Origin of the sequence: Archangium violaceum (assembly GCF_016859125.1) — a bacterium.
In the GTDB taxonomy this organism is placed as follows: Bacteria; Myxococcota; Myxococcia; order Myxococcales; family Myxococcaceae; genus Archangium; species Archangium violaceum_A.
This window is the reverse complement of the sequence record NZ_CP069338.1, coordinates 4385740-4408073: the sequence shown is the minus strand read 5'-3', so window position 1 is coordinate 4408073 and position 22334 is coordinate 4385740. Positions and strand designations below refer to the sequence as shown.

At 68.4% G+C, this 22334-nt stretch carries 19 protein-coding genes; 3 read left to right on the top strand and 16 right to left on the bottom strand.

Features of this window, described 5'->3' with window-relative positions; translation table 11 throughout:
- Positions 1-76 precede the first annotated feature (76 nt).
- The 8 genes from JQX13_RS18975 to JQX13_RS18940 all read right to left on the bottom strand — a co-directional run bounded on the left by JQX13_RS18975 (position 77) and on the right by JQX13_RS18940 (position 7463).
- Positions 77-814, bottom strand: a complete 738-nt coding sequence (locus tag JQX13_RS18975) for an SDR family oxidoreductase (protein ID WP_203410381.1) — start codon at positions 812-814, stop codon at positions 77-79.
- Positions 792-2189, bottom strand: a complete 1398-nt coding sequence (locus JQX13_RS18970; RefSeq protein ID WP_203410380.1) for an FAD-dependent oxidoreductase — start codon at positions 2187-2189, stop codon at positions 792-794. The genes JQX13_RS18975 and JQX13_RS18970 overlap by 23 nt, the downstream gene beginning before the upstream one ends.
- On the bottom strand, positions 2176-3456 hold the full coding sequence (gene kynU / locus JQX13_RS18965) for a kynureninase (RefSeq protein ID WP_203410379.1): 1281 nt from the start codon (positions 3454-3456) through the stop codon (positions 2176-2178). Before kynU ends, JQX13_RS18970 begins: the two co-directional genes overlap by 14 nt.
- A complete protein-coding gene (locus JQX13_RS18960; RefSeq protein WP_203410378.1) occupies positions 3457-4470 on the bottom strand; it encodes an amidohydrolase family protein in 1014 nt (337 codons plus the stop codon).
- Positions 4467-4991: a 3-hydroxyanthranilate 3,4-dioxygenase gene (nbaC, locus tag JQX13_RS18955; protein ID WP_203410377.1), complete on the bottom strand. Its 525-nt coding sequence runs from the start codon at positions 4989-4991 to the stop codon at positions 4467-4469. Before nbaC ends, JQX13_RS18960 begins: the two co-directional genes overlap by 4 nt.
- A 1-nt stretch (position 4992) precedes the next feature.
- A complete protein-coding gene (locus JQX13_RS18950; protein ID WP_203410376.1) occupies positions 4993-5424 on the bottom strand; it encodes a RidA family protein in 432 nt (143 codons plus the stop codon).
- Positions 5421-6863, bottom strand: coding sequence for an aldehyde dehydrogenase (locus JQX13_RS18945; protein ID WP_203410375.1), 1443 nt, complete (start codon positions 6861-6863; stop codon positions 5421-5423). The genes JQX13_RS18950 and JQX13_RS18945 overlap by 4 nt, the downstream gene beginning before the upstream one ends.
- A gap of 102 nt (positions 6864-6965) precedes the next feature.
- The gene (locus JQX13_RS18940; protein WP_203410374.1) at positions 6966-7463 is read right to left on the bottom strand and encodes a DUF1579 domain-containing protein; all 498 of its coding nucleotides are present in this window, start codon (positions 7461-7463) and stop codon (positions 6966-6968) included.
- Positions 7464-7656: 193 nt separating this feature from the next.
- Between JQX13_RS18940 and JQX13_RS18935 the strand changes: the two genes are divergently transcribed.
- From JQX13_RS18935 to JQX13_RS18925, 3 genes are all read left to right on the top strand, one after another.
- Positions 7657-9129, top strand: coding sequence for a methyl-accepting chemotaxis protein (locus JQX13_RS18935; protein ID WP_203410373.1), 1473 nt, complete (start codon positions 7657-7659; stop codon positions 9127-9129).
- A gap of 89 nt (positions 9130-9218) precedes the next feature.
- Positions 9219-10004: a 2-keto-4-pentenoate hydratase gene (locus tag JQX13_RS18930; RefSeq protein ID WP_203410372.1), complete on the top strand. Its 786-nt coding sequence runs from the start codon at positions 9219-9221 to the stop codon at positions 10002-10004.
- A 158-nt stretch (positions 10005-10162) separates the two neighbouring features.
- Positions 10163-12181, top strand: a complete 2019-nt coding sequence (locus JQX13_RS18925; RefSeq protein WP_203410371.1) for an ATP-binding protein — start codon at positions 10163-10165, stop codon at positions 12179-12181.
- Between the two features lie 3 nt (positions 12182-12184).
- Here JQX13_RS18925 and JQX13_RS18920 read toward each other — a convergent pair whose 3' ends face one another.
- The 8 genes from JQX13_RS18920 to JQX13_RS18885 form a co-directional block, all read right to left on the bottom strand.
- On the bottom strand, positions 12185-12484 hold the full coding sequence (locus JQX13_RS18920) for a DUF5985 family protein (protein ID WP_203410370.1): 300 nt from the start codon (positions 12482-12484) through the stop codon (positions 12185-12187).
- Complete coding sequence (locus JQX13_RS18915) at positions 12481-12747, bottom strand: DUF5985 family protein (RefSeq protein WP_343211103.1); 267 nt, start codon at positions 12745-12747, stop codon at positions 12481-12483. Before JQX13_RS18915 ends, JQX13_RS18920 begins: the two co-directional genes overlap by 4 nt.
- The gene (locus JQX13_RS18910; RefSeq protein ID WP_203410369.1) at positions 12731-13135 is read right to left on the bottom strand and encodes a hypothetical protein; all 405 of its coding nucleotides are present in this window, start codon (positions 13133-13135) and stop codon (positions 12731-12733) included. The genes JQX13_RS18915 and JQX13_RS18910 overlap by 17 nt, the downstream gene beginning before the upstream one ends.
- 68 nt (positions 13136-13203) lie before the next feature.
- Positions 13204-14754 carry an ATP-binding response regulator gene (locus tag JQX13_RS18905; protein WP_203412089.1) on the bottom strand — a complete coding sequence of 517 codons (1551 nt, stop codon included), beginning with the start codon at positions 14752-14754 and terminating at the stop codon, positions 13204-13206.
- Positions 14755-14768: 14 nt separating this feature from the next.
- A complete protein-coding gene (locus JQX13_RS18900; RefSeq protein ID WP_203410368.1) occupies positions 14769-20048 on the bottom strand; it encodes a HAMP domain-containing protein in 5280 nt (1759 codons plus the stop codon).
- 137 nt (positions 20049-20185) lie between these two features.
- On the bottom strand, positions 20186-20674 hold the full coding sequence (locus JQX13_RS18895) for an arsenate reductase ArsC (RefSeq protein WP_203410367.1): 489 nt from the start codon (positions 20672-20674) through the stop codon (positions 20186-20188).
- Between the two features lie 101 nt (positions 20675-20775).
- Positions 20776-21534, bottom strand: coding sequence for a hypothetical protein (locus JQX13_RS55440; RefSeq protein WP_203410366.1), 759 nt, complete (start codon positions 21532-21534; stop codon positions 20776-20778).
- Positions 21531-22145, bottom strand: coding sequence for an RNA polymerase sigma factor (locus JQX13_RS18885; RefSeq protein ID WP_239014865.1), 615 nt, complete (start codon positions 22143-22145; stop codon positions 21531-21533). Before JQX13_RS18885 ends, JQX13_RS55440 begins: the two co-directional genes overlap by 4 nt.
- Positions 22146-22334: the final 189 nt, after the last annotated feature.

Here is a 22334-nt window from a genome sequence, read left to right as displayed (position 1 = left end):
GTTCCCTGTTGTGGCACGGGGAGGAAATACCCTCACCCCGACCCTCTCCCAGAGGGAGAGGGAGGGATTGGTGGCGTTAGAAGCCGCGCATCCAGCCGCCGTCGATGACGATGGACTGGCCCGTGATGTAACCCGCCTGCTCCGACGCCAGGAACGTCACCAGCGCCCCCAACTCCTCGGGCTTGCCCAGCCGGCGCGCTGGAATCGCGGACGTGATCTTGTCCTCGGGCACGCCCAGTTCCTTGAGCCGCTCCGTCGCGTGGTAGCCCGGTTGTACTCCGTTGATGGTGACGCCGTGCTCCGCCACCTCGTTGCTCACCGTCTTCACCAGGCCCATGAGCCCCGCGCGCAGCCCGTTGGAGATGGTCAGCAGCGGCATCGCCTCGCGCGCAGCCACCGACGTCACCAGGATGATGCGCCCCCAGCGCCGATCCTTCATCCCCGGCAGCGCCGCCTGGAGTCCCTCCACCACGCTCATCCACAGGCTCTGGAAGCCTTCCTGCCACTGCTCGGCGGTGAGCTTCTCGATGCTGCCCTTCGGCGGCCCTCCCGTGTTCGCCACCAGGATGTCCACGCCGCCCATGGCCTCGATGACCTTCTCCACCAGCTCCTTCGTCGTGCCCGGCTTCGTCAGATCCGCCGTCACCGCGAGCGCCGCGCCCATCTTCCGGGCGGCCTCGCGGATGCGGCCCTCGTCGCGCGAGCAGATGGCCACCTGCGCGCCCTCCTTCACCAGCTGCGAGGCAATGGCGTACCCCAGTCCACTCGAGGCGCCCAGCACCAGCGCCCGCCTACCTCTCAAGCCCAAATCCATCCGAATGCTCCTTCACGAAGGGCACCAGCCGCTCGTGGATGAGCGTACGGGCCCGGTTCATGTCCACGTCTTCCGCTCGCGTGAGGCCCTCGCTCAGCTCGGCCACGATACCGCTCGCCAGGGCCCCCACCTCGTACGCCAGGCGGTACGGCACCCGGCTGAAGCTCACCAGCGAGTAGCGGCTGATGAACTCGCCCGGGAAGGCATTGAGCAGCGCCTTCTCCACCGCCTTCTCCAACAGGAAGCGCGGGTCCGCCGTCTTGTCCCGCATCTCCACGAAGTTCTCCACCGCCATGTCCGCGATGGCATCCGCGTTCGTCTTGCGCAGCCGGGAGAACGCCTCGAAGGCCTCCGCCCACCGCGTATGTCGCCCGAGGCACTCGTCCAGCACCACGCAGTCCTCGAAGCCGCAATTCATCCCCTGCCCGAAGAACGGCACGATGGCGTGCGCCGCGTCTCCCAGCAGCAGGGCCCTGCCGCCCACGTGCCATGGCGCGCTCTTCACCGTCACCATCGTCCCCGTGGGGTGGTGGAAGAAGTCGTGCACCAGGTCGGGAATCAGCGGCAGCGCGTCCGGGAACTGCTCCTGGAAGAAGGCCACCACCCGCGAGGGCGAGTCCAGGGACTCGAAGCTCACCGGGCCCTGGAAGGGCAGGAAGAGCGTGCAGGTGAAGCTGCCGTCCTCGTTCGGCAGGGCGATCAACATGTACGCGCCCCGCGGCCAGATGTGCAGCGCGTGCTTCTCCATGCGGAAGGCGCCACCCGGGCCCGCGGGAATCGTCAGCTCCTTGTAGCCGTGGCTGAGGTGCTCCTGCGTCGTCGCGTGACCCGGCTGCTTCTCCACCTCGTGCCGCACCGCCGAGCCCGAGCCGTCCGTGCCGAACACCACCGGGGTGCGCACCTCGCGCGTGGTTCCGCTCGGCTCGTCCAGCACGCCGAGCGTGCCCGTCTCGAGGTCCAGGTGCTGCACGCGCTGCTTGAACCCGATGCGCACCTTGCCCGTGCCCTCCGCGTGCGTCATGAGGAACGCGTTCAACCACGCTCGCGACAGGCTGTTGATGTGCTGGGACTCGTCCTTGCCGTACGCCTGGAAGGCCAGCCCTCCCGAGACGGGGTGGATCATCCGCCCGCGCATGGGAATGGCGTGGCGCAGCGCCTCCTCCTCCAGCCCCACCTGCCGCAGGGCGTGCAGCCCCCGGGTGGAGATGGCGAGGTTGATGGAGCGGCCCGCGCCAATGGACTCGCGCCGCATGTCCGGGCGCCGCTCCAGGACGTCCACATGGAAGCCGCGCCTCGCCAGGTACATCGACAGGAGCGAGCCCACCAGGCCCGCCCCCACCACCGTCACACGCTCCGTCCGCTCAATCTCGTGCATGCCTTTCGAGTACCCCCACGAATCGGTATACGTCCTGGAAGCTGTTGTAGAGCGGCGCCGGAGCGGCGCGGATGATGTCCGGTGAACGGAAGTCGCAGTGGACTCCCGCCGCGGTGAGCTTCTCCAACAGGCGCCGCGGCTCCTTGCTGAAGCGCAGCGAGAGCTGGGCGCCCCGCTGCTTCGGGTCTCGCGGCGTGGTGATGCGCACGACCCCGGGAGGGAGCCGGTCCAACAGGAACTCCAGGTAGCCGGTGAGGCGCTCGCTCTTGCGGCGCAGCGCGGGCATCGTCGCGCGGTCGAACAGCTCCAGGGACGCACGCAGTGCCGCGAGCTGGAGGATGGGCGGGTTGGACATCATCCAACCCTCGGCGCCTGGAATGGGCTCGAAGTCCGGCCCCATCTGGAAGCGCGTCTGCTTGTCGTGGCCCCACCAGCCCGCGAAGCGCGGCAGCGCCTTGTCGTGTGCGTGGCGCTCGTGAACGAAGACACCGCCGAGCGTGCCCGGGCCACCGTTGAGGTACTTGTAAGAGCACCACACGGCGAAGTCCGGCCCGTCATCGTGTAGCGAGAGCTGGAGGTTGCCCGCCCCGTGCGCCAGGTCGAAGCCCACCCGGCAGCCCTGCTTGTGCGCGGCCCGGGTGATGGTGGCCATGTCGAACGCCTGGCCGGTGAGGTAGTTCACGTTGCCGAGCAGCACCAGGGCGATCTCCCGCCCATGCCGCTCGAGGGTGTCGAGGATGTCCTCGGTGCGCAGCGTCTCCTCGCCCTCGCGCGGGGAGAGGCGGAGGATGTCCTTGTCCGGGTCGTAGCCGTGGAAGCGCACCTGCGAGGCCACCGCATACTGGTCCGACGGGAAGGCGCCGGCCTCCATGAGGATCTTCGGGCGCTCGCGCGTGGGCTGGTAGAAGGACACCATCATCAGGTGCAGGTTCACCGTGAGGGTGTTCATCACCACGACTTCGATGGGGTGCGCGCCCACCAGCCGGGCCGTCTGCTCGGTGAGCATCTCGTGGTAGGGCAGCCACGGACGCGACCCGCGGAAGTGGCCCTCCACGCCCAGCTTCTCCCAGTCCTCCAGCGCCTCCAGGACGTAGGTCTTCGCCTTGCGCGGCTGGAGCCCCAGCGAGTTGCCCACGAAATAAAGGGAGGGCTCGCCCTCGTGAGCGGGGAAGAGGAACTCGTCGCGGAAGGGACGCAGCGCATCCTCCGCGTCCATCCGCCGGGCGAACTCCTCACTGGCCTCGAACCGCACGCCTTCACCGCTCATCTACTTGAACTCCTCGGACGAACGCCCGAGCCACTCGAGCGCGTTACGCCACAACAATCTCTCCCGGGTGGCGGCATCGAAGTCCACGAGGGACTCCACCAACGCGCCCGGCCGGTCCTCGCCCAGTGGGAACGGATAGTCACTGCCCAGGGCCACCTTCTCCGGGCCGAACAGCCGCACGATGAAGCGCAGCATGTCCGGGTCGTGCACCAGCGAGTCCACCCAGAAGCGTCCCAGGTAGTCGCGGGGCGACACGGGGTTGTCCACCGCCACCAGATCCGGCCGCACCTGGAAGCCGTGCTCGATGCGGCCGAAGGTTCCCGGGAAGGCGCCACCGCCGTGCGCGAAGGCGAGCCGCAGCTTCGGCAGCTTCTCCAGCGTGCCGGAGAAGAGGAGCGAGCAGAGGGCCAGCGCCACCTCCGCGGGCATGCCCACGAGCCACGGCATCCAGTACTTCTTCATCCGCGCCTCGCCCAGCATGTCCCAGGGGTGGACGAAGATGGCGGCGCCCAGGTCGGCGGCGGCCTCGAAGAAGGGGAACAGCTCCGGCTCTCCCAGGTTGAGGCCGTTGACGTGCGAGCCCACCTGCACGCCCGCCATCCCCAGCTCGCGCATGCAGCGCTCCAGCTCGCGCACGGCGAGCTCCGGGGACTGCAAGGGCACCGTGCCCAGCCCCACGAAGCGCTTGGGGTGCGCCCGCACCACCGAGGCGAGCTGGTCATTGAGGAAGCGCGACAGGTCCAACCCGTGCTCCGGCTTCGCCCAGTAGCCAAACATCACCGGCACCGTGGACAGCACCTGTACGTTGACGCCGCACGCATCGCACTCCTCGATGCGCTTCACCGGATCCCAGCAGTTGCTCTCGATTTCGCGGAAGAACTTCCCGTCATCGCGCACCATCCTCGCCCGGCACGGCGCGTGGTGCTCCAGCGTCATGAAGCCCCCGTAACCGTAGCGCTCGGCGAAGCGCGGCAGCTCGGGCGGCAGCAGGTGCGTGTGGATGTCGATCTTCATGACGTGCGCTTTTCCCGCGTCATCTGGAAGCCGCACTGCTTGCAGGTGCAGTGCTCGGGGTTGCCGTAGAAGCGCTCGAAGATGGGCGGCAGCTGGGTGACGATGTTGGTGACCTGGAGGTACTCGTCGTACAGCTTGTGGTTGCACCTGGGGCAGTACCAGGCGAACCCGTCCAGCTCGCCCTCGCGCCGCTTGCGCTCGATGACCAGGCCCACCGTCCCCGCCGGCCGCTGCGGCGAGTGCGGCACCTTCGGCGGCAGCAGGAAGATCTCCCCCTCTCGGATGGGGATGTCCTGGGGCTTGCCGTCCTCGATGACCCGCAGGGTGATGTCTCCCTCCACCTGGTAGAAGAACTCCTCGCTCTCGTCGATGTGGAAGTCGGTGCGCGAGTTGGGCCCGCCCACCACCATCACGATGAAGTCGCGGTCCTGCCACACCATCTGGTTGCCCACGGGGGGCTTGAGCAGGTGGCGGTGCTCGTCGATCCACTTCTTGAAATTGAGCGGCTGCAGTCGGCTCATCTCAGTCCCCAATGGTGGCGATGCACTTCAACTCGATGGCGATGGGCGTGGGCAGCGCGGTGATTCCGAGCGTCGTCCGGCACGGCGGCGTGGGCACGTCCTTGAAGTACTCGGCCCACAGGCGGTTGTACGTGGGGAAGTCCTTCTTCATGTCCGTGAGGTACACCGTCACGTCCACCAGCCGGTCCCACGAGGAGCCCGCCTCCTCCAGGATGTAGCGCACGTTGCGGAACACCGAGTGGCACTGCGTCTCGAGGTCGTAGGAGACGATGTTCCCCTGCGCGTCCAGCTCGACGCCGGGGATCTTCTTGCTCCCGCGCTCGCGCGGCCCCACGCCGGAGAGGAACAGCAGGTTGCCCACGCGCCGGGCGTGGGGATAGAGGCCCACCGGCTCCGGGGCCTTCTGGGAATCGACTCGCTCGGAATGGCTCATAGCTTCACGCACACGTTCTTGGGCTCGGTGAAGAAGCGCAGCGCGTCCCAGCCGCCCTCCCGGCCCACGCCCGAGTCCTTCACCCCGCCGAAGGGCGTGCGCAGGTCTCGCAACATCCAGCAGTTCACCCAGACGATGCCGCTCTCCAGCTTCGCCGCGAAGCGGTGCGCCTGGCTCAGGTCGCGCGTCCACACGCTCGCCGCCAGCCCGTAGCGCGTGCTGTTGCCCCAGGCGAGCACCTCCTCCTCCTTCTCGAAGGGGGTGAGCGTGGCCACGGGCCCGAAGATCTCCTCCTGGTTGGTGCGGCACGCGTGGTCCAGGCCCTCGATGAGCGTGGGCTCCACGAACCAGCCGCCCTGGCAGCGCCCCGGCACCTGCGCGCGCTTGCCTCCGGTGAGGACGCGGCCTCCCTCCTGACGGGCCAGGTCGATGTAGCCCATCACCTTCTCGAAGTGCTGTGGGGACACCAGCGCTCCCTGCTCCGTCCCCGGCTCCAGTGGGTCCCCCACCTTCAGCGCCCGCGTGCGCGCCACCAGCGCCTCCTTGAAGCGCTCGTAGAGGGGCGCCTGCACGAAGATGCGCGAGCCGCAGAGGCAGATCTGCCCCTGATTGGAGAAGGACGAGCGCACCGTGGTGGCCAGCGCCTCGTCGAAGTCGCAGTCGGCGAAGATGACGTTGGGGTTCTTGCCCCCCATCTCCAACGAGAGCTTCTTGAAGAGCGGCGCGGCGGTGCGGGCGATCTCCGCGCCCGTGCGCGTGCTGCCGGTGAAGGAGATGGCGCTGATCTCCGGGTGGCTGCTCAGCGCGGCGCCCACCTTGGCGCCGTAGCCGTGGACGATGTTGAGCACGCCCGGAGGCAGCCCCACCTCGCGGCACACCTGCGCGAGCAGGTACGCCGTCATCGGCGTCACCTCGGAGGGCTTGGCCACCACGCAGTTACCGATGGCCAGCGCGGGGGCGATCTTCCAGGAGAGCAGGTACAGCGGCAGGTTCCACGGAGAGATGCACCCCACCACGCCCAGCGGCGTGCGCAGCGTGTAGTTGAGCGCCCCACCATCCGTGACGTGGGCCTCCGAGGAGAACTGCGTCACCGCGTCCGCGAAGAACTCGAAGTTGAGGATGCTCCGGGGGATGTCCACCGAGGAGGCCACCCCCAGCGGCTTGCCGGTGTCGATGGCCTCGGCGCGGGCGAAGGCCTCCATGCGGGTGCGGATCTCCTCCGCGACGCGGCGCAGCAATCGTGCCCGCTCGGTCGCCGGGGTGGCGGCCCAGGCCGGGAAGGCCTTCCGTGCGGCCTCCACGGCGCGCCGGATGTCCGTCTCGTCCGAGTCGGGGACCCGGACGGAGGGCTCCCCCGTGGCGGGATCGGGCTTGTCGAACCAGACCTGCGAGCTCGGCGGTACCAGCTCCCCACCGATGTAGTTGAGGACCTTCTCCACGCGCGAATCCTCCTCTCGGGCAGCCGGGCGCCGGAATAGCACGGGCCCCGGTCACGGTCACCCCAGGAGGAAAACCGTGACGTTCACTTCTGGTTCACGCGCTCACTTCTTCCGCCGGTACACCGTCTCCACCGCCCGGGTCTCCTGGCCGTCGGGCGAGACGTTGTAGTGGGTGATGACCAGTTGGTCCGGCGTGGGCTGTTGGATGTCCGTCCTCCAGCCCCAGGGCGGCCCGGACGGGGCCTCATAGCTGCCCCGGACGCCGTAGCCCCGGCCCTCGTTCGCGCCCTTGGAGAACATGATGCCCGTGCCGGTGTGGATGTTGTCGACCCAGGCCATCTCGTAGCGGTCCGGATCGAGGTGGTAGCCGTAGATGGCCACTCCCGCGAGCGGCTTGCCCTGGAACGTGCCCTCGTACTCGTGCACCACGAACCGTCCCTCCAGTACGGGGCGGATGGTGCCCCGCCAGGGGGACTCGTCCGCGAGCTTGTCCGCCTCGAACCACGTCCTCGTCACGCCCTCCCACTCCCCGACGAGCTGACCCAACCGGTGGTGGATGCCGCCCTCCTGCCTGGACTCCTCGAACGAACGGCGCGTCATGCGTGAGCCTCCTCTGGACGGGGGATGAGCCCTGGCCGCCTGGAGGGTAGCCTGCCGACAAGGAAGAAGGGCGCACGGGGGCAAAAAACCGCTGCGACTCCCAGGTGCACCCCACCCCGCCCGCGCCTGCCGTAGAGTTCATGCCGGAAAACCGCTGGTGGCGCTCTCCGTCCCCCCAGCAGGGAGATGACCGATGTTCTCGAAAATGACGCTGGGACAACAGTTCACACTCACGTTCATCCTGATGGTGGTGTTGCTCGGGGCCTTCATCACCCGGACCACCCAGCGCACCAACAACTTCACGACCTCCGTCGCCGACGTGAAGCGGAGCAATGAGGCCCTCAACGGGCTCGAGCGCATCGTCGCCCAGGTCAACGGCACGGAGACGGCGCACCGCGGGTACTTCTTCACCGGCAACGCGTCCTACCTCGCGCCCTATGCCCAGGCCGAGGTCCAGCTCGAGAAGGAGCTCACCCAGGTGCGAGAGCACATCTCCGACAACCCCGAGCAGCTCAAGCGCCTGGAGGCGCTGCGCTCCCTCGTCGGGCGGGTGATGACCCACCTGCGCTACAGCGCGGAGCTCCGCCGTACCCAGAGCGCGGAGAGCGCCCTGGCCACGCTCGACACCACCGAGGCCACCCAACAGAGGGAGAGCCTGCGTCAGCTGGTGACGGAGATGCACCGGGCGGAGGAGGAGGTGCTCGCGACGCGGGAGGAATCCCTCGCGACGGACTCGCGCATGTTCAGCTGGTCCTTCGGCGTCGGCGCCGTGATGATCATGTGCATCAGCCTGATTCTCTCCAGCATCGTCGGCAACAACCTGAAGCAGAAGCTCAACACCGCCATCGCGCAGGTGCAGGGCTCCTCGGCCGAGCTCCAGACGGCGGCCTCGCAGCAGGCCACGGGCGCGCGCGAGCAGGCCTCGGCCACCACGGAGATCTCCACCACCGTCAAGGAGCTGCTGTCCACCTCGCGGCAGATCGCCTCCAGCGCGCAGCAGGTGGCCCGCGTGGCGGACGAGACCGCGGGCGCCGCCGGCACCGGCAACGCCACGGTGCAGCAGGCCCAGGAGGCCATCGACACGGTGCGCCGCCAGGTGGACGCCATCGTCAACCACATGCTGGACCTGGGCAAGCGCTCGCAGGAGATCGGCGGCATCCTCGACATCATCAACGAGCTGGCCGAGCAGACGAACATCCTCGCCATCAACGCCACCATCGAGAGCGCCGGCGCCGGTGAGCACGGCAAGCGCTTCGCCGTGGTGGCCGAGGAGATCCGCAAGCTGGCGGACCGCGTGGGGGGCGCCACCAAGGACATCCGCGTGCTCATCGATGAAATCCGCGCCGCCTCCAACACCACCATCATGGCCACCGAGGACGGCTCCAAGGCGGTGCAGAGCAGCGCGCAGCAGTTCAACGACGTGGCCGGCAACTTCCGGCGCATCGCGGAGCTGGTGCGCGCCAACCTGGACGTGGCGCGCGAAATCGAGCTGAGCACCCAGCAGCAGACGACGGCGGTGGAGCAGGTGAACACCGCCATCCTCGAGGTGGCCCAGACGGCGCGTCAGGCCGAGGGCAGCTCCACGCAGACGCTGCAGACGGCCACCCGGCTCATCGAGCTGTCCAAGCAGCTCTCCGGCATCATGGATCCACGCGCCTCCGCGTGAGTCCGCTCGTGTGAGCCCGCGCCACCCAGGCCCTTGCACTCCTGGCCGGGGCAGCGCAAAACGTGCCGTCCCCCGCTGCGGAGAAGGCGATGACGGCACGCATGCACGAAGAGCTGGCCCGGCTGCTGGACCAGGCCCGACTGGAAGCCCGCGAGATTCCCCCCCTCACGAAGCAACACCCGGACCTCGCGCTGACGGACGCCTACGCCATCCAGGCCGAGGGCCTCCGCCTGCGCACCTCGCGCGGCGAGCGCGTGGTGGGCTTGAAGATGGGCTTCACCTCCGAGGCCAAGCGCCGGCAGATGAACCTGGACTCGCCCGTGTACGGCGTCCTCACGGACCGGATGGAAATCCCCGCCGGTGGCGTCTTCCGGCTCCAGGGCTCCATCCACCCCAAGATCGAACCGGAGATCGCCTTCCGCACCTCGCGCGAGCTGCGCGGCCGCATCACCCGCGAGCAGGCGCTCGATGCGTGCTCGAGCGTCTTCGCCGCGCTGGAGATCCTCGACTCGCGCTACGTCGGCTTCAAATACTTCTCCCTGCCCGACGTGGTGGCGGACAACTCCTCCTCCTCGCTCTTCGTCCTGGGCACCACCGAGCGCCCGCCTCGCGAGCTGGACCTGCCCCGGCTCGAGATGGTGCTGGAGGTGAACGGCGAGCGCGTGCAGGCGGCGCGCTCGGACGCCATCTCCGGCGACCCGGTGGTCTCCATCATTCAACTGTGCGAGCTGCTGGACCAACGCGGAGAGTCCCTGCCCGCCGGCAGCGTCGTCCTCTCCGGCGCCGCCACCGCGGCCCACATGCTCCACGCCGGGGACCGCGTCCGACTCACCGTGGAAGGCCTGGGAGAAGTCACGGTTTCCATCGAGTCCTGAGAAAAGGACGTCTGGAACCCGACAGCGTGAATGTACGCGCTGGACCCACACGGAGAGTGGATCCAGAGCGGCCCCTGTCCTGCAATGTATGATGGAGGCTGGCCCACCCACCCTGACGGCGGACGATTATCAACGTCCCATAAAGGGAGAGGAGCGCGATGCACATCATCATGCTGGGAGTCCCCCAGTCGGTCCGTGAGGAGCTGGAGCACAGGCTCCGCGAGGCTGGCGCGCGCCACACGGTGGAATGCCATCTCCAGCACCCGCGAGGACTGGAGGAGCTGCCCGAGACGCTGCCCCCGGGATTGCTGGTGCTGTGGGACGCGGAAGGGCCTCCCGAGGACACGCTCTCGCTCTGCCAGCGGCTCCACGCCCGTAGGGAGCCCTCGCGCACCCACCTGGTGGTGATGACCTCCCGCGGCCCGGACGAGCTCGACGCCATGGCGCACGCGGGCGCCGACGAGTGCATGGTGCCTCCGGGCGAGCACTGGGGCACGCGGCTGCTCGCACTCGACCGGCGACTGCGCTCGATGAAGCCCCAGGCCCTCCTGGTGGACGACGGCCGGCAGTCGGCGCGGACACAGGCCACGCTCCAGACGCTGCTCGAGCTCACCCTGGCCGAGCCCGGCCCCGAGTTCTTCCAAAACATGGTGAAGCAGCTCGCCCGAGCGCTCGGCGTCACCTGTGCCCTGGTGGGCGAGCTGGACGGGACCACCGTGCACAAGCTGGCCTGCTTCAACCAGGGCGACTTCTGCGAGCTGCCGCCCTACCCGCTCGCCGGCACGCCGTGTCAGATCACCGTGGATCAAGCCCTCTGCCACTACCCGGACGGCGTGGCCGCGCGCTTCCCCGAGGACACCATGCTGCACGAGCAGGGCCTGCGCAGCTACCTGGGCGCCGCCTTGAGGGACTCGCACGGCAAGCCCATTGGCATCCTGGCCATCCTCAATGACAAGCCGCTCGAGGCGCGGCAGCTGGACTACGCGATCATCAACGCCTTCGCCGTCCGCGCGAGCGCCGAGGTGGAGCGCCTGCGCACCCGCAACGAGCTGGAGCGCTCGCGCGACATGCTGCAGAAGACGCTCGACGCCGTGCCGGACCCGCTCGTGGTGAAGGACTGGGCGCACCGGTGGGTGGCCATGAACAACGCCTTCTGCCGGCTCGTGGGGCATCCCCTCGAGGAGCTCCTCGGCAGGACGGACCACGACTTCCTCCCCCCGAGCGAGGCGGACGACTCCTGGCAACAGGACGAGCAGGTCTTCTCCACCCGGCAGCCCCAGGAGTTCGAGAGCCACATCACCGACAGCTCCGGTCAACAGCGCACGCTCCTCACCCGGAAGGCGCTCTTCACGGGCCTGGGGGGCAGCCCCCTGCTCATGGCCCTGAGCCGCGACATCACCGAACACAGGCGGCTGGAGTCCCAGCTGCGGCTGGCGGACCGCATGGCCTCGGTGGGCACGCTCGCCACCGGCGTGGCGCATGAAATCAACAACCCGCTCACCTTCGTCTCCGCCAACCTCACCTTCCTGGAGGAGCAGCTCATCCAGCTGATGGTGCTGCCCGAGGCACGCGCCGAGCTGCAGGAGGTATTCGAGGAGACGCGGGAGGGCGTGGGGCGCATCCGGGAGCTCGTCCAGGACCTGAAGTCCTTCGCGCGCGCGGACGAGGAGCGCCGCGGCCCGGTGGACGTGCACCGCGTGGTGGACGGCGCGCTCCGGCTGATGCGCAGCGCGATGCGGCACCGCACCCAGGTGGTGCGCGCGTTCGGCGAGGTGCCACACATCCACGGCAACGAGGCGCGCCTGGGACAGGTGCTCGTCAACCTGCTGGTGAACGCGGTGCAGGCGCTGCCCGCGCGCCACCCCGATGACAACCGCATCCAGGTGTCCACCTGGCGCGAGGGGCCTCACTGCGTGGTGCTGGAGGTGGAGGACAACGGTCAGGGCATACCCGCCGAGGTCCAGCGGCGCATCTTCGAGCCCTTCTTCACCACCAAACCGGTGGGCGTGGGCACCGGCCTGGGGCTCGCCATCTGCCACAACATCGTGCAGTCCATGGGCGGGCAGATCGAAGTGCGCAGCGAGCCGGGCCAGGGCACCGCCTTCCGGCTGCGGCTCCCCGTGGACGCCTCGGCGCACACGCTGGCGCGCGGGCACGAGGCGACCTTCCCCCTGTAGTCCTCAGCGGGACGGAATCTCGGTCCGGGAAGCGGCCTTCCTGCGGGGCACCACCCGGTTCTTGTCCACGATGGCCACCAGGATGAGCACGAAGGAGAGCAGCCGGATGAGGTACGCCCCGAGGACGTGCTCGTTCTCGCTGTTCTTCAGCAACATCATCACCAGGCGGTGCAGCGCCATCAGCCAGAAGGCGGCGGCGAAAAACCCGAAGAAGCGATCCCTCGTCTTCCGCCAGAACCGGAGGAAGAACAGCCCCGCGACGAGGCATAGGGCGGCGACCATGCCGGAAATGAACTCGTTCATTCGGAATCCCACACCAGGCCGAACACCAGGAGCGCGAGCGCTAGGAGCCCGGACAGGTTCCGGAACAGCAGCAGATCCCGGCCCGGGATGATCACCAGGTCCACCACCAGCAGCATGTTATTCACCGCCAGCCCCACGAAACACAGGCTGCTCCACAGCAGCAGGGGAACACGGTTGTGGGCATAGCCCCGCAGGAGCAGCACCGCGCAGGCGAGGCTCGTCGCCGCGCACAGCAGGAAGACGGCATTAGCCATTGTCATCATCCCCCTTCTTCCGGAGCCGGAAGGCATCGGCGAAGGTTCGAATCTTGTCGACGGGCTTGGAGAAGATGAGGTTGATGACGGTCACCCGGCGCTCGGAGTACGCCGCGGCGAGACCCCGCACCGCCTCATCCAGCGACGGAGTCTCCGGGCCATAACGGTACTCGCCCTCACTCCCTTCCACCCGGACCACGAGCCCGTCGTAGGTCAGATCCTCCAGTCTTTCACCCGCGGAGATGGAGGAGACCCGCAGCTCCCGGGCCACGGACTCCGCGGTCCAGGTCCTCCCCGGGTGCTGGAACAGGAGCAGGAGGATCTCCAGCTGCTCCACGGAATCGATGTTCTCGGCGATGAGCCGCCGCACCACTTCGGGAAGATCGCCAGCCCGCAAACGTCATCCCTTTCTTTCTCCCCACCTCGAACGGCCCGCCTCGCGACGGGAAGTTCCGCTACGGAAGGTCAAGATTGAAGGGGCAGGCGCACATGGAAGGTACTGCCCTCGCCTTCCACGCCCTGGGACTCCGCCCAGATACGCCCACCGTGCTGCTCGATGATGCCTTGGGAGATGGTCAGCCCCAAGCCAAGACCACCATAACGTGCACCATGGGCCTGGCCGAAGCGTTCAAATATGAGCGCCAGCTTTTCCGCGGGGATGCCGACGCCCTGGTCACGGACCAGGAGGGCGACCTGCCCCCCCTCCTCGAACCAGGCCCGCAGCTCCACCACGCCGCCCTCGGGCGAGTAGCGGACGGCGTTGGACACCAGGTTGGTCACCACCTGCTCGATGCGCCCCGGATCGCCCCGCATGGGCAGCGTCTCGGGGACGTCCAGCCGCAGCCGGTGCTCGGGGGAGAGCGCCTGCAGCCGCTCGCAGGTGGTGCGCAGCAGCGGCACCAGGTCGAACGACTCCAGCTCCAGCGACAGTCGGCCGGTGAGCAGCCGGCTCACATCCAGCAAATCGGAGACCAGCTTGGTCATCCGGTCCACCTGCCGGTCCAACCCCTCGAAGGCCCGGCGAGGCCCCTCCGTCAGCTCTGCACCGAACTTGCGTTGGGCCAGGTGCACCTGCATCTTCGCCGCGGCCAGCGGGGTGCGCAGCTCGTGCGAGGCGGCGGCCAGGAAGGCGTCCTTGGCGGCGCTCGCCCGGGCCAGCTCCGCCTCGGCCCGCTTCTGGTCGTCGATGTCCGTGGCGGTGGCGATCCACCCGGTGATGCGACCGCGCTCGTTGCGCTCGGGCACGGCGCGGCCCAGGTGCCAGCGGAAGCTCGCGTCGCGCTGGCGGCGCAGCCGGAACTGCACCTCGAAGGGCTCGCCGGAGTCCACGGACCGGCACCAGGCGGCGTGCACGCCCTCGCGGTCATCCGGGTGCACGACCTCCGAGCGCCACAAGTCCGCCACCGCCTCGGAGGGAAGGCCGGACAGCTCCGTCCACGCGCGGTTGCCGTAACGCAGCCGCCCCTCCGGGCTCGCGACGAACACACACAACGGCATGGCGTCGCCCAGCAGACGGTAGCGGTACGCGCTCTGACGCTCCAGGGCCTCGCGCTCGCGCTGGCGCAGCAGCGCCTCCTGACGCTTGAGCTGCTCCTCCTTGAGGAAGAGCTCCACGAAGACGGACACCTTCGAGCGAAGGATTTCCGGCGCGAAGGGCTTGAGGACGTAGTCCACCGCGCCCTGCGCGTAGCCGCGGAACACGTGCGAGGCGTCCCGGCTGCGCGCGGTGAGGAAGATGATGGGGATGAAGCGTGAGCGCTCGCGCTCCTTGATGAGCCGGGCCGTCTCGAAGCCGTCCAGCCCGGGCATCTGCACGTCCATCAGGATGAGGGCGAAGTCCTCTCGCAGCAGGCGCAGGAGGGCATCCTCACCGGAGGCGACCTTCACCACCTCGCCCAGGTCACCCAAGGTGGCTTCCAGGGCGAGGAGGTTGGGAGCGTGATCGTCCACGACCAGGATGCGGGCCCGCGGCAGCTCCAGCTGTACCTGAAACCCACCGACCTTGCTCCCCTCCATCCACGTCATCGCCGTCATCTCGCTCCCGCGCAAGGTTCCACCCACCGACGAATCAACTCCAACAGCCGCTCGGTGTCGACGGGCTTGGAGAGGTAATCCGATGCCCCGGCCTCGAGGCATTTCTCGCGATCGTCCCTCAATGCACGCGCGGTGATGGCGATGACGGGCAGGGAGGCCCACCGGGGGTCCGCGCGAATGGCGCGCATCGCCTGGTAACCATCCATCTCCGGCATCATCACGTCCAGCAGAACCACGTCCAATTCCGGATTCTTCTCCAGAATGTCCATGGCCGCACGCCCGTCCTGCGCGAATGTCACCTGCATGCCATGATTCTCCAGGACGCTGGTGAGCGCGAAGATGTTGCGGGCATCATCGTCCACCAGCAGCACCTTGCGGTCGCAGAGCGAGCGGGAGAGTTCCTTCATCTCCTCGGCGGAGACGCGGGACTGCTCTCCCACCCGGCGAAGGAAGCGGCCCACCTCGGCGAGCACGGCCTCGGGCGAGCGGGCGGCCGCCTCGAGCAGCACGGATTCGGCCGAGCGCCGCAGCTGGCGCTCTTCGTCCGGCAGCAGCTGCGAGCCGCTGTAGAGCAACACGGGGGGCAGGCGGGTGGGCCCGCGGACCAGCTCCACCAGCAGCTTCATTCCCCGTCCACCGGGTGAGGCCAGGTCCAGGGCCAGCGCGTCCACCTCCCCACGGTCCAGCGCCAGCACGGCCTGGGTGGACTCCAGCTCGCGCATCTCCAGGGACTCGCCCATGTCGATGAGCTGCCGCACGCAGTCACGCAGCTCTGGCTTGGGGTCCACCAGCAGCAGCTTGCGGGGCGCGCCGTTGGCCTCGAGCTCCAGGTGGCTGAAGGCGCCCTGGATGGCCTCGGGGGAGAAGGGCCGGTCGAGGTAGGCGAAGCCGCCGCCGCACGAGGCGCCGCGCATGCGGTCCACGCTCACCACCTGAACGGGGATGCGGCGGGTGCGCGGGTCGCGCTTGAGCCGGTCCAACACGCTCCAGCCGTCGATGACGGGCAGGCCGAGCTGCAGGACGATGGCGTACGGCTTGAGCCGCTGGGCCAGGGAGAGCGCCACGTCACCGCGCGTGGCCACCAGCGCCTTGAGTCCACTCTGGTGCGCGGTGGCCACCAGGCCGCGGGCGAACTCCAGGTCGTCCACCGCCACGAGCAACACGCGGTCCTCCGCGCCCAGGTCATCCCGGTCATCCCTCAACGGGTGGGGGGCCGCGGTGCCGTGCACCTCGTCGCGCGGCAGCAGCTCGCGCAGCATGGGCGTGTAGCCCACGTCCGTCTCGCTGGCGGGCTCGCTCCCCCGCTCGGGACCGCTGTAGCTGCGCGGCAGGTAGAGGGTGAAGGTGCTGCCCGCGCCGCGGGAGCTCTTCACGCGGATTTCACCCCCCAACAACCGGGCCAGCTCGCGGCTGATGGAGAGACCCAGGCCGGTGCCCCCGTACTTGCGGCTGGTGGTGCCATCCGCCTGCTGGAAGGCCTCGAAGATGAGCTTCTGCTTGTCCTCGGGGATGCCGATGCCCGTGTCGATGACGGAGAAGGCCAGCACCGTGTCGGCCTCCACCAGCTCGGGGGCGGCGAAGCGCTCCTCGGCGTCCGCCATGCGGATGCGCAGCGTCACCTGGCCCGTGCTGGTGAACTTGAAGGCGTTGGACAGCAGGTTCTTGAGGATCTGCTGCAGCCGCTTGGGGTCCGTGAAGACGGTGGCCGGCACCTCCGGGCCCACCTCGGTGAGGAAGCCCAGGTTCTTCTGCTCGGCCACGGGACCGAAGGTGCGGCGGGCGAACTCCACCAGCTCCGCCACCGCGGAGTCGCGCGGCTCCACCTGCATCTTCCCGGCCTCCACCTTGGAGAGGTCCAGGATTTCGTTGATGAGGGAGAGCAGATCCCCCCCCGAGGAGTAGATGGTCTCCGCGTACTCCACCTGCTTGCGGCTGAGGCTGCCGTCGGAGTTGTCCGCGAGCAGCTTGGCCAGCACCAGCATGCTGTTGAGCGGCGTGCGCAGCTCGTGGGACATGTTGGCGAGGAACTCGCTCTTGTACTTGGAGATGAGCGAGAGCTGCTCGGCCTTCTCCTCCAGGCTGGCGCGCGCCTGCTCCACCTCGCGGTTCTTCTCCTCCACCTTGATGTTCTGCTGCTCGAGCAGCTTGGCCTTCTCCTCCAGCTCGAGCGCCTGGGCCTCCAGCGCCGAGTTGGAGCGCTTGAGCTCCTCCTGCTGCTGGGTGAGCTCGCGCGACTGGCTCTGCAGCTCGTTGGCGAGGCTCTGCGACTGCCGCAGCAGCTCCTCGGTGCGCATGTTGGCCATGATCATGTTCAGCACCACGCCGATGCTCTCGGTGAGCTGGTCCAGGAAGATCTGGTGGATGGTGCTGAACGGGTGGAAGGAGGCCAGCTCGATGACGGCCTTCACCTCGCCCTCGAAGAGGACGGGCAGGACGATGACGTTGAGGGGGCTGGCCTCGCCCAGGCCGGAGATGATGCGGATGTAGTCCGCCGGCACGTGGGTGAGGAGGATGGTCTTCTTCTCCAGGGCGCACTGGCCCACCAGACCCTCCCCGAGCCGGAAGCGGTTGGCCACGTTCTTGCGCTCGCGGTAGGCGTAGCTGGAGGTGAGCTTGGCCACGGGCGCGCTGTCCTCGAAGTCCATGAGGAAGAAGGCGCCGTGGTGCGCGGACACCAGGGGCGTCAGCTCGGACATGATGAGCCGGGAGACGGCCTCCAGGTTCTTCTGCCCCTGCATCATGCCGGAGAACTTCGCGAGGTTCGTCTTCAGCCAGTCCTGCTCGGTGTTCTTCTGTGTCGTCTCCTTGAGGTTGACGATCATCTGGTTGATGTTGTCCTTCAGGGCGGCCAGCTCGCCGCCCGCATCCACCGAGATGAACCGCGTCAGGTCCCCCTTCGTCACGGCGGTGGCCACCTCGGAGATGGCGCGCACCTGCGACGTCAGGTTTCCGGCCAGCTGATTCACGTTGTCGGTCAGCTGCCTCCAGGCACCGCGCGCCCCGGGCACCTTGGCCTGGCCGCCCAGCTTCCCTTCGATGCCCACCTCGCGGGCCACCGTGGACACCTGCTGGGCGAAGGTGCCCAGCGTGTCCGTCATGCTGTTGATGGTGTCCGCCAGCGCGGCCACCTCGCCCTTCGCGTCGACGACCAGCTTCTGGGTCAGGTCACCGTTGGCGACCGCGGTCACCACCTTGACGATGCCGCGCACCTGGGTCGTCAGGTTGCGGGCCATCAGGTTCACGTTGTCCGTGAGGTCCTTCCACGTTCCGGCGACACCGGGCACGCGCGCCTGGCCTCCCAGCTTGCCTTCCGTACCGACTTCACGCGCGACGCGCGTCACCTCCGAGGCGAACGCGTTGAGCTGATCCACCATCGTGTTGATGGTGTCCTTGAGCTCGAGGATCTCCCCCTTCGCGTCGACGGTGATCTTCTTGGACAGGTCCCCGTTGGCCACCGCCGTCGTCACCTTGGCGATGTTGCGCACCTGGTTGGTCAGGTTGGACGCCATCGAGTTCACGCTGTCGGTGAGGTCCTTCCAGACGCCGGACACACCCTGCACCTCGGCCTGGCCACCCAGCTTGCCTTCCGTCCCCACTTCCTTCGCGACGCGCGTCACCTCGGCGGCGAACGACCGGAGCTGGTCCACCATCGTGTTGATGGTGTTCTTCAGCTCGAGGATCTCCCCCTTCACGTCGACGGTGATCTTCTTGGACAGGTCTCCATTGGCCACCGCCGTCGTCACCAGGGCGATGTTTCGCACCTGCGCCGTCAGGTTGGAGGCCATGAAGTTCACGTTGTCCGTGAGGTCCTTCCAGGTACCGGAGACCCCCGGCACGTCGGCCTGGCCGCCCAGCTTGCCTTCCGTCCCCACTTCCTTCGCGACGCGCGTCACCTCACCGGCGAACGAGCGCAGCTGCTCCACCATCGTGTTGATGGTGTTCTTCAGCTCGAGCACCTCGCCCCGGGCGTCGACGGTGATCTTCTTGGACAGGTCACCGCGGGCGACGGCCGTGCTGACCTCGGCGATGTTTCGCACCTGCGCCGTCAGGTTGTTGGCGAGCAGGTTCACGTTGTCCGTGAGGTCCTTCCACGTACCGGCCACACCCGGCACGTCCGCCTGGGCGCCCAGCTTGCCCTCCACGCCCACCGTCTTGGCGACGCTGGTCACCTGGTCCGCGAAGATGCCGAGCGTCTTGGTCATGCTGTTGAGCGTGTCGGCCAGGGCGGCCATCTCGCCCTTGGCGTCCACCACGAGGCGCTGGGACAGGTCACCGTTGGCGACCGCCGTCACCACCTTCACGATGCCTCGCACCTGGGTGGTGAGGTTGGAGGCCATCAGGTTCACGTTGTCCGTGAGGTCCTTCCAGACGCCGGACACTCCGGGCACGTCCGCCTGGCCGCCCAGCTTGCCTTCCGTCCCCACTTCCTTGGCGACGCGCGTCACCTCGCCAGCGAACGAGCGGAGCTGATCCACCATCGTGTTGACGGTGTTCTTCAGCTCGAGCACCTCGCCTCGCGCATCGACGGTAATCTTGCGCGACAGGTCACCGCGCGCCACCGAGGTCGTCACCTCGGCGATGTTTCGCACCTGCGCCGTCAGGTTGTTGGCCAGCTGGTTCACGCTGTCCGTGAGGTCCTTCCACGTCCCGGCGACCCCCGGCACCCGCGCCTGGCCTCCCAGCTTCCCTTCCGTACCGACCTCGCGCGCGACGCGCGTCACCTCGGCGGCGAACGAGCTGAGCTGATCCACCATCGCGTTCACCGTGGTGCCGATGCGAAGGAACTCGCCCTTCACCGGCTGCCCCGGCAGGTCCAACGCCATCTTCTGGGTGAGGTCACCCCGCGCCACCGCGCCCAGCACGCGCGCCACTTCCGTGGTGGGCTGCACCAGGTCCGCGATGAGCGAGTTGATGGAGCCGATGCTCGAGGCCCAGCCGCCACTCACCGGTCCCAGCGAGGCGCGCTCCGCCATCTGGCCCTCGCGGCCCACCACCCGCTCCACGCGCACCAGCTCGTCCTGCATCCGCTGGTTCATCGCCACCAGGCCGTTGAAGGCGTGGGCGATCTCCTCCATCGCCACCGGCTGCTCCTCGGGCGGCAGGCGGACGGAGAAGTCGCCGTGGGTGACGGCTTGCAGGGACTCCAGGAGCGTCTCGAGCGCCTCCGCCGTCGCGAGCCGGCGCGAACGCGCGTGCGAGCGCCGCGCGAGCGTGGTGCTCTTACGGGTCTTCTTCCCTGTCTGGGTACGGGTCGAATGGCTGGAACGACGATTCACGGCCTTCTCCAGTTCGGAAGTCGGGCGATTTCCCAACCCGGCCAGGCAGCGCGTTCGTTCCTGTATTGGCTGTCGCCTCGTACCAGTCCAGGCATGCGGGCGAGCGCCCCCGCGTCCCGGAATGCTCCGCTCCGGCGCTACATCGGTGCGCAGGCCTGCGACTCACCGTGGTGCGGCAGGTGCCCCAGCTTCTCCAAGGGCAACGCGCACAGCAGGTCCAGGCGCATGGAGAGCTCCCGCCCCATCTGGATGAAGCGCAGCTCGTGCTCCCGCTCGTCGCCCTCGAAGTCCACCGGGTCCGGTTGGTTCCAGTGGGCGGCGATGGGCTCCCAGCGGCTTCTCGGGAAGGCCTCGCGCTCCTTGTCCCGCAGCGTGATGATCAGATCGAAGTGCTCGCCCTGGAGCTCCTCCCAGGACTTGCTGCGCGCGCCCTCCGGCTCGATGCGGTAGCGCTCACTCAGCACCTTCAATGTCAGCGGGTGGACCTGCCTCCTCGGCTCCAGGCCCGCACTGCGGGTCTCGAAGCGTCCGTTCCCCAGGCGGCGCAACAGGTACTCGGCCATGATGCTCCGCGCCGCGTTGTGGGTGCTCAGGAAGAGGATTCGCAGCGGATGGGTGGGAGTCATGGCGCCCACGGTGCGCGGTGCCCCCGTCAACGGCAACCCGGGAAGTCCTATACCCTCACCCCGTCCCTCTCCCAGAGGGAGAGGGGTGGGTCGTCCGCTCGCTACCTGGGCAGCAGGTTCAACCGCGTTTGTGACAGCGGGCGGCCCCGTGCGTCCTTGAAGGTCGCTCGTACCTCCAGCGGCCCGGCCAGCCAGCCTCCCTGCACCGGCGTGCTGTAGGGCAACAGCATGTCCACCCCCGCCGCCACCTTCTCCGAATCGCCTTCCTGAGGGAAGAACCGCAGCGGCTCGCCCTCCTCGGAGAGGGCTTCCACCGAGAGGCTCGCGGCCTCCGGCGCCGTGTAGCTGAACTGCACCGCGTCCCCCTCGCCACACACCAGGGTTCCGCCCGGCCTCGCCTCGCCTCGCACCGCTCCGTCCGCACCCACGCAGAAGGCCCGCAGGCCCCACGCCGACGTCCCCGTCTCGGCTCCGCGTGACTGCCACTCGGACTCCCGCGTCCCCAGCTGCGGCACCACCCACACCATCGCCACCCCGGCCATCGCCAACCCCACCGCCGCCGGCACCAGGAACGTCGGCCAGGAGCGCTTGCGCTCGGGCACGGGTGCCCGCTCACGCGCCGGCTTCGCCGCCGTCTCCAGCCGCGCGAACAGCTCCTTTTCCAGCAGCAGCTCCCGGTTCGCGGGAAGCACGCGCTGCTCCAGCGACGACTCCACCCGGCTCAGCTTGTCGTAGGCCTCCCGGCACTCGTCACACGCCGCGGCATGCACGCGCAACCGGGTGAAGCCCTCCCCGTCGAGCTCGCCCCGGAAGAGCGCCTCCAGCGCCTGCTTCGCCTGTCGGTCCGCGCACCTCGTCATGACTGCCCTCGCCGCTTGAAGAAGCTCCACCCCTTCACTTCCATCCCCTCCAGGTAGCCCCGCGCCTGCAGGAACTCGAGCAGCCGCGTCTTCAACCCCAGCTCCCGCCGCCGCACCTGAATGCGCGTCAGCCCCAACTGCTCGGCCGCGCATTCCTGCGCCAGCCCCTCCTCGCCGAAGCGCAGCTCGAACAGCCGCCGCTCCTCCGCCGACAACCCCTCCTTGAAGCTCGCCAGCAATCCCTCCACCTCCCGGTCCTCCAACACCTGGGCCAGCCCCTCTCCCTCCAAGGGTACCTCGCCCACCTCCTCGAAGGGCTCCAGCCCCACCGACACCTCACGCCGCCGCGCCTGCTCCAGCAGCACGTTGCGCGCGATCCCCACCAGGAAGTGCCCGTACGGCCGCACCCCGTCGTACGCCCCCCGGGCCCTCGGCTCGAAGGCCCGCGCGAACGTCTCCAGCACGGTGTTCTCCAGCTCCAGCGCCCCCTTCATCTGGCTGAACCCCCGCCCTCGCCACACCATGGCCCGCAGTGCCCGCGCCAGCACTTCCACGTGCGCCCGATACACCTGGCCCAGTGTCTCCGGGTCACCCTCCCGGAAGTGTTGCAATGTCCGCGCATCCCACTCCATCCGTCTGCGACTTACCGTGCCCAACGCCCCGCCGTCACCTTCCCGCATCTCGAATTGCGATTTGCTGGCCGGAGTGGATCTCCAGCGTTCGGGGATCGTCAGGAAGGGGACCCGACAGGTGGCGCGCTTGTCAGGTGGCGCGCTTGTAACGATGCGAGTCCAGGCGTT

Coding starts and splice junctions, on each gene's coding strand:
- JQX13_RS18970 (WP_203410380.1), bottom strand. CDS start 2,189: ATGCACGAGATTGAGCGGACGGAGCGTGTGACGGTGGTGGGGGCGGGC.
- JQX13_RS18915 (WP_343211103.1), bottom strand. CDS start 12,747: ATGATGACAATGGCTAATGCCGTCTTCCTGCTGTGCGCGGCGACGAGC.
- JQX13_RS55440 (WP_203410366.1), bottom strand. CDS start 21,534: ATGACGAGGTGCGCGGACCGACAGGCGAAGCAGGCGCTGGAGGCGCTC.
- JQX13_RS18960 (WP_203410378.1), bottom strand. CDS start 4,470: ATGAAGATCGACATCCACACGCACCTGCTGCCGCCCGAGCTGCCGCGC.
- kynU (WP_203410379.1), bottom strand. CDS start 3,456: ATGAGCGGTGAAGGCGTGCGGTTCGAGGCCAGTGAGGAGTTCGCCCGG.
- JQX13_RS18950 (WP_203410376.1), bottom strand. CDS start 5,424: ATGAGCCATTCCGAGCGAGTCGATTCCCAGAAGGCCCCGGAGCCGGTG.
- JQX13_RS18925 (WP_203410371.1), top strand. CDS start 10,163: ATGCACATCATCATGCTGGGAGTCCCCCAGTCGGTCCGTGAGGAGCTG.
- JQX13_RS18940 (WP_203410374.1), bottom strand. CDS start 7,463: ATGACGCGCCGTTCGTTCGAGGAGTCCAGGCAGGAGGGCGGCATCCAC.
- JQX13_RS18975 (WP_203410381.1), bottom strand. CDS start 814: ATGGATTTGGGCTTGAGAGGTAGGCGGGCGCTGGTGCTGGGCGCCTCG.
- JQX13_RS18920 (WP_203410370.1), bottom strand. CDS start 12,484: ATGAACGAGTTCATTTCCGGCATGGTCGCCGCCCTATGCCTCGTCGCG.
- nbaC (WP_203410377.1), bottom strand. CDS start 4,991: ATGAGCCGACTGCAGCCGCTCAATTTCAAGAAGTGGATCGACGAGCAC.
- JQX13_RS18935 (WP_203410373.1), top strand. CDS start 7,657: ATGTTCTCGAAAATGACGCTGGGACAACAGTTCACACTCACGTTCATC.
- JQX13_RS18895 (WP_203410367.1), bottom strand. CDS start 20,674: ATGACTCCCACCCATCCGCTGCGAATCCTCTTCCTGAGCACCCACAAC.
- JQX13_RS18930 (WP_203410372.1), top strand. CDS start 9,219: ATGACGGCACGCATGCACGAAGAGCTGGCCCGGCTGCTGGACCAGGCC.
- JQX13_RS18905 (WP_203412089.1), bottom strand. CDS start 14,754: ATGGAGGGGAGCAAGGTCGGTGGGTTTCAGGTACAGCTGGAGCTGCCG.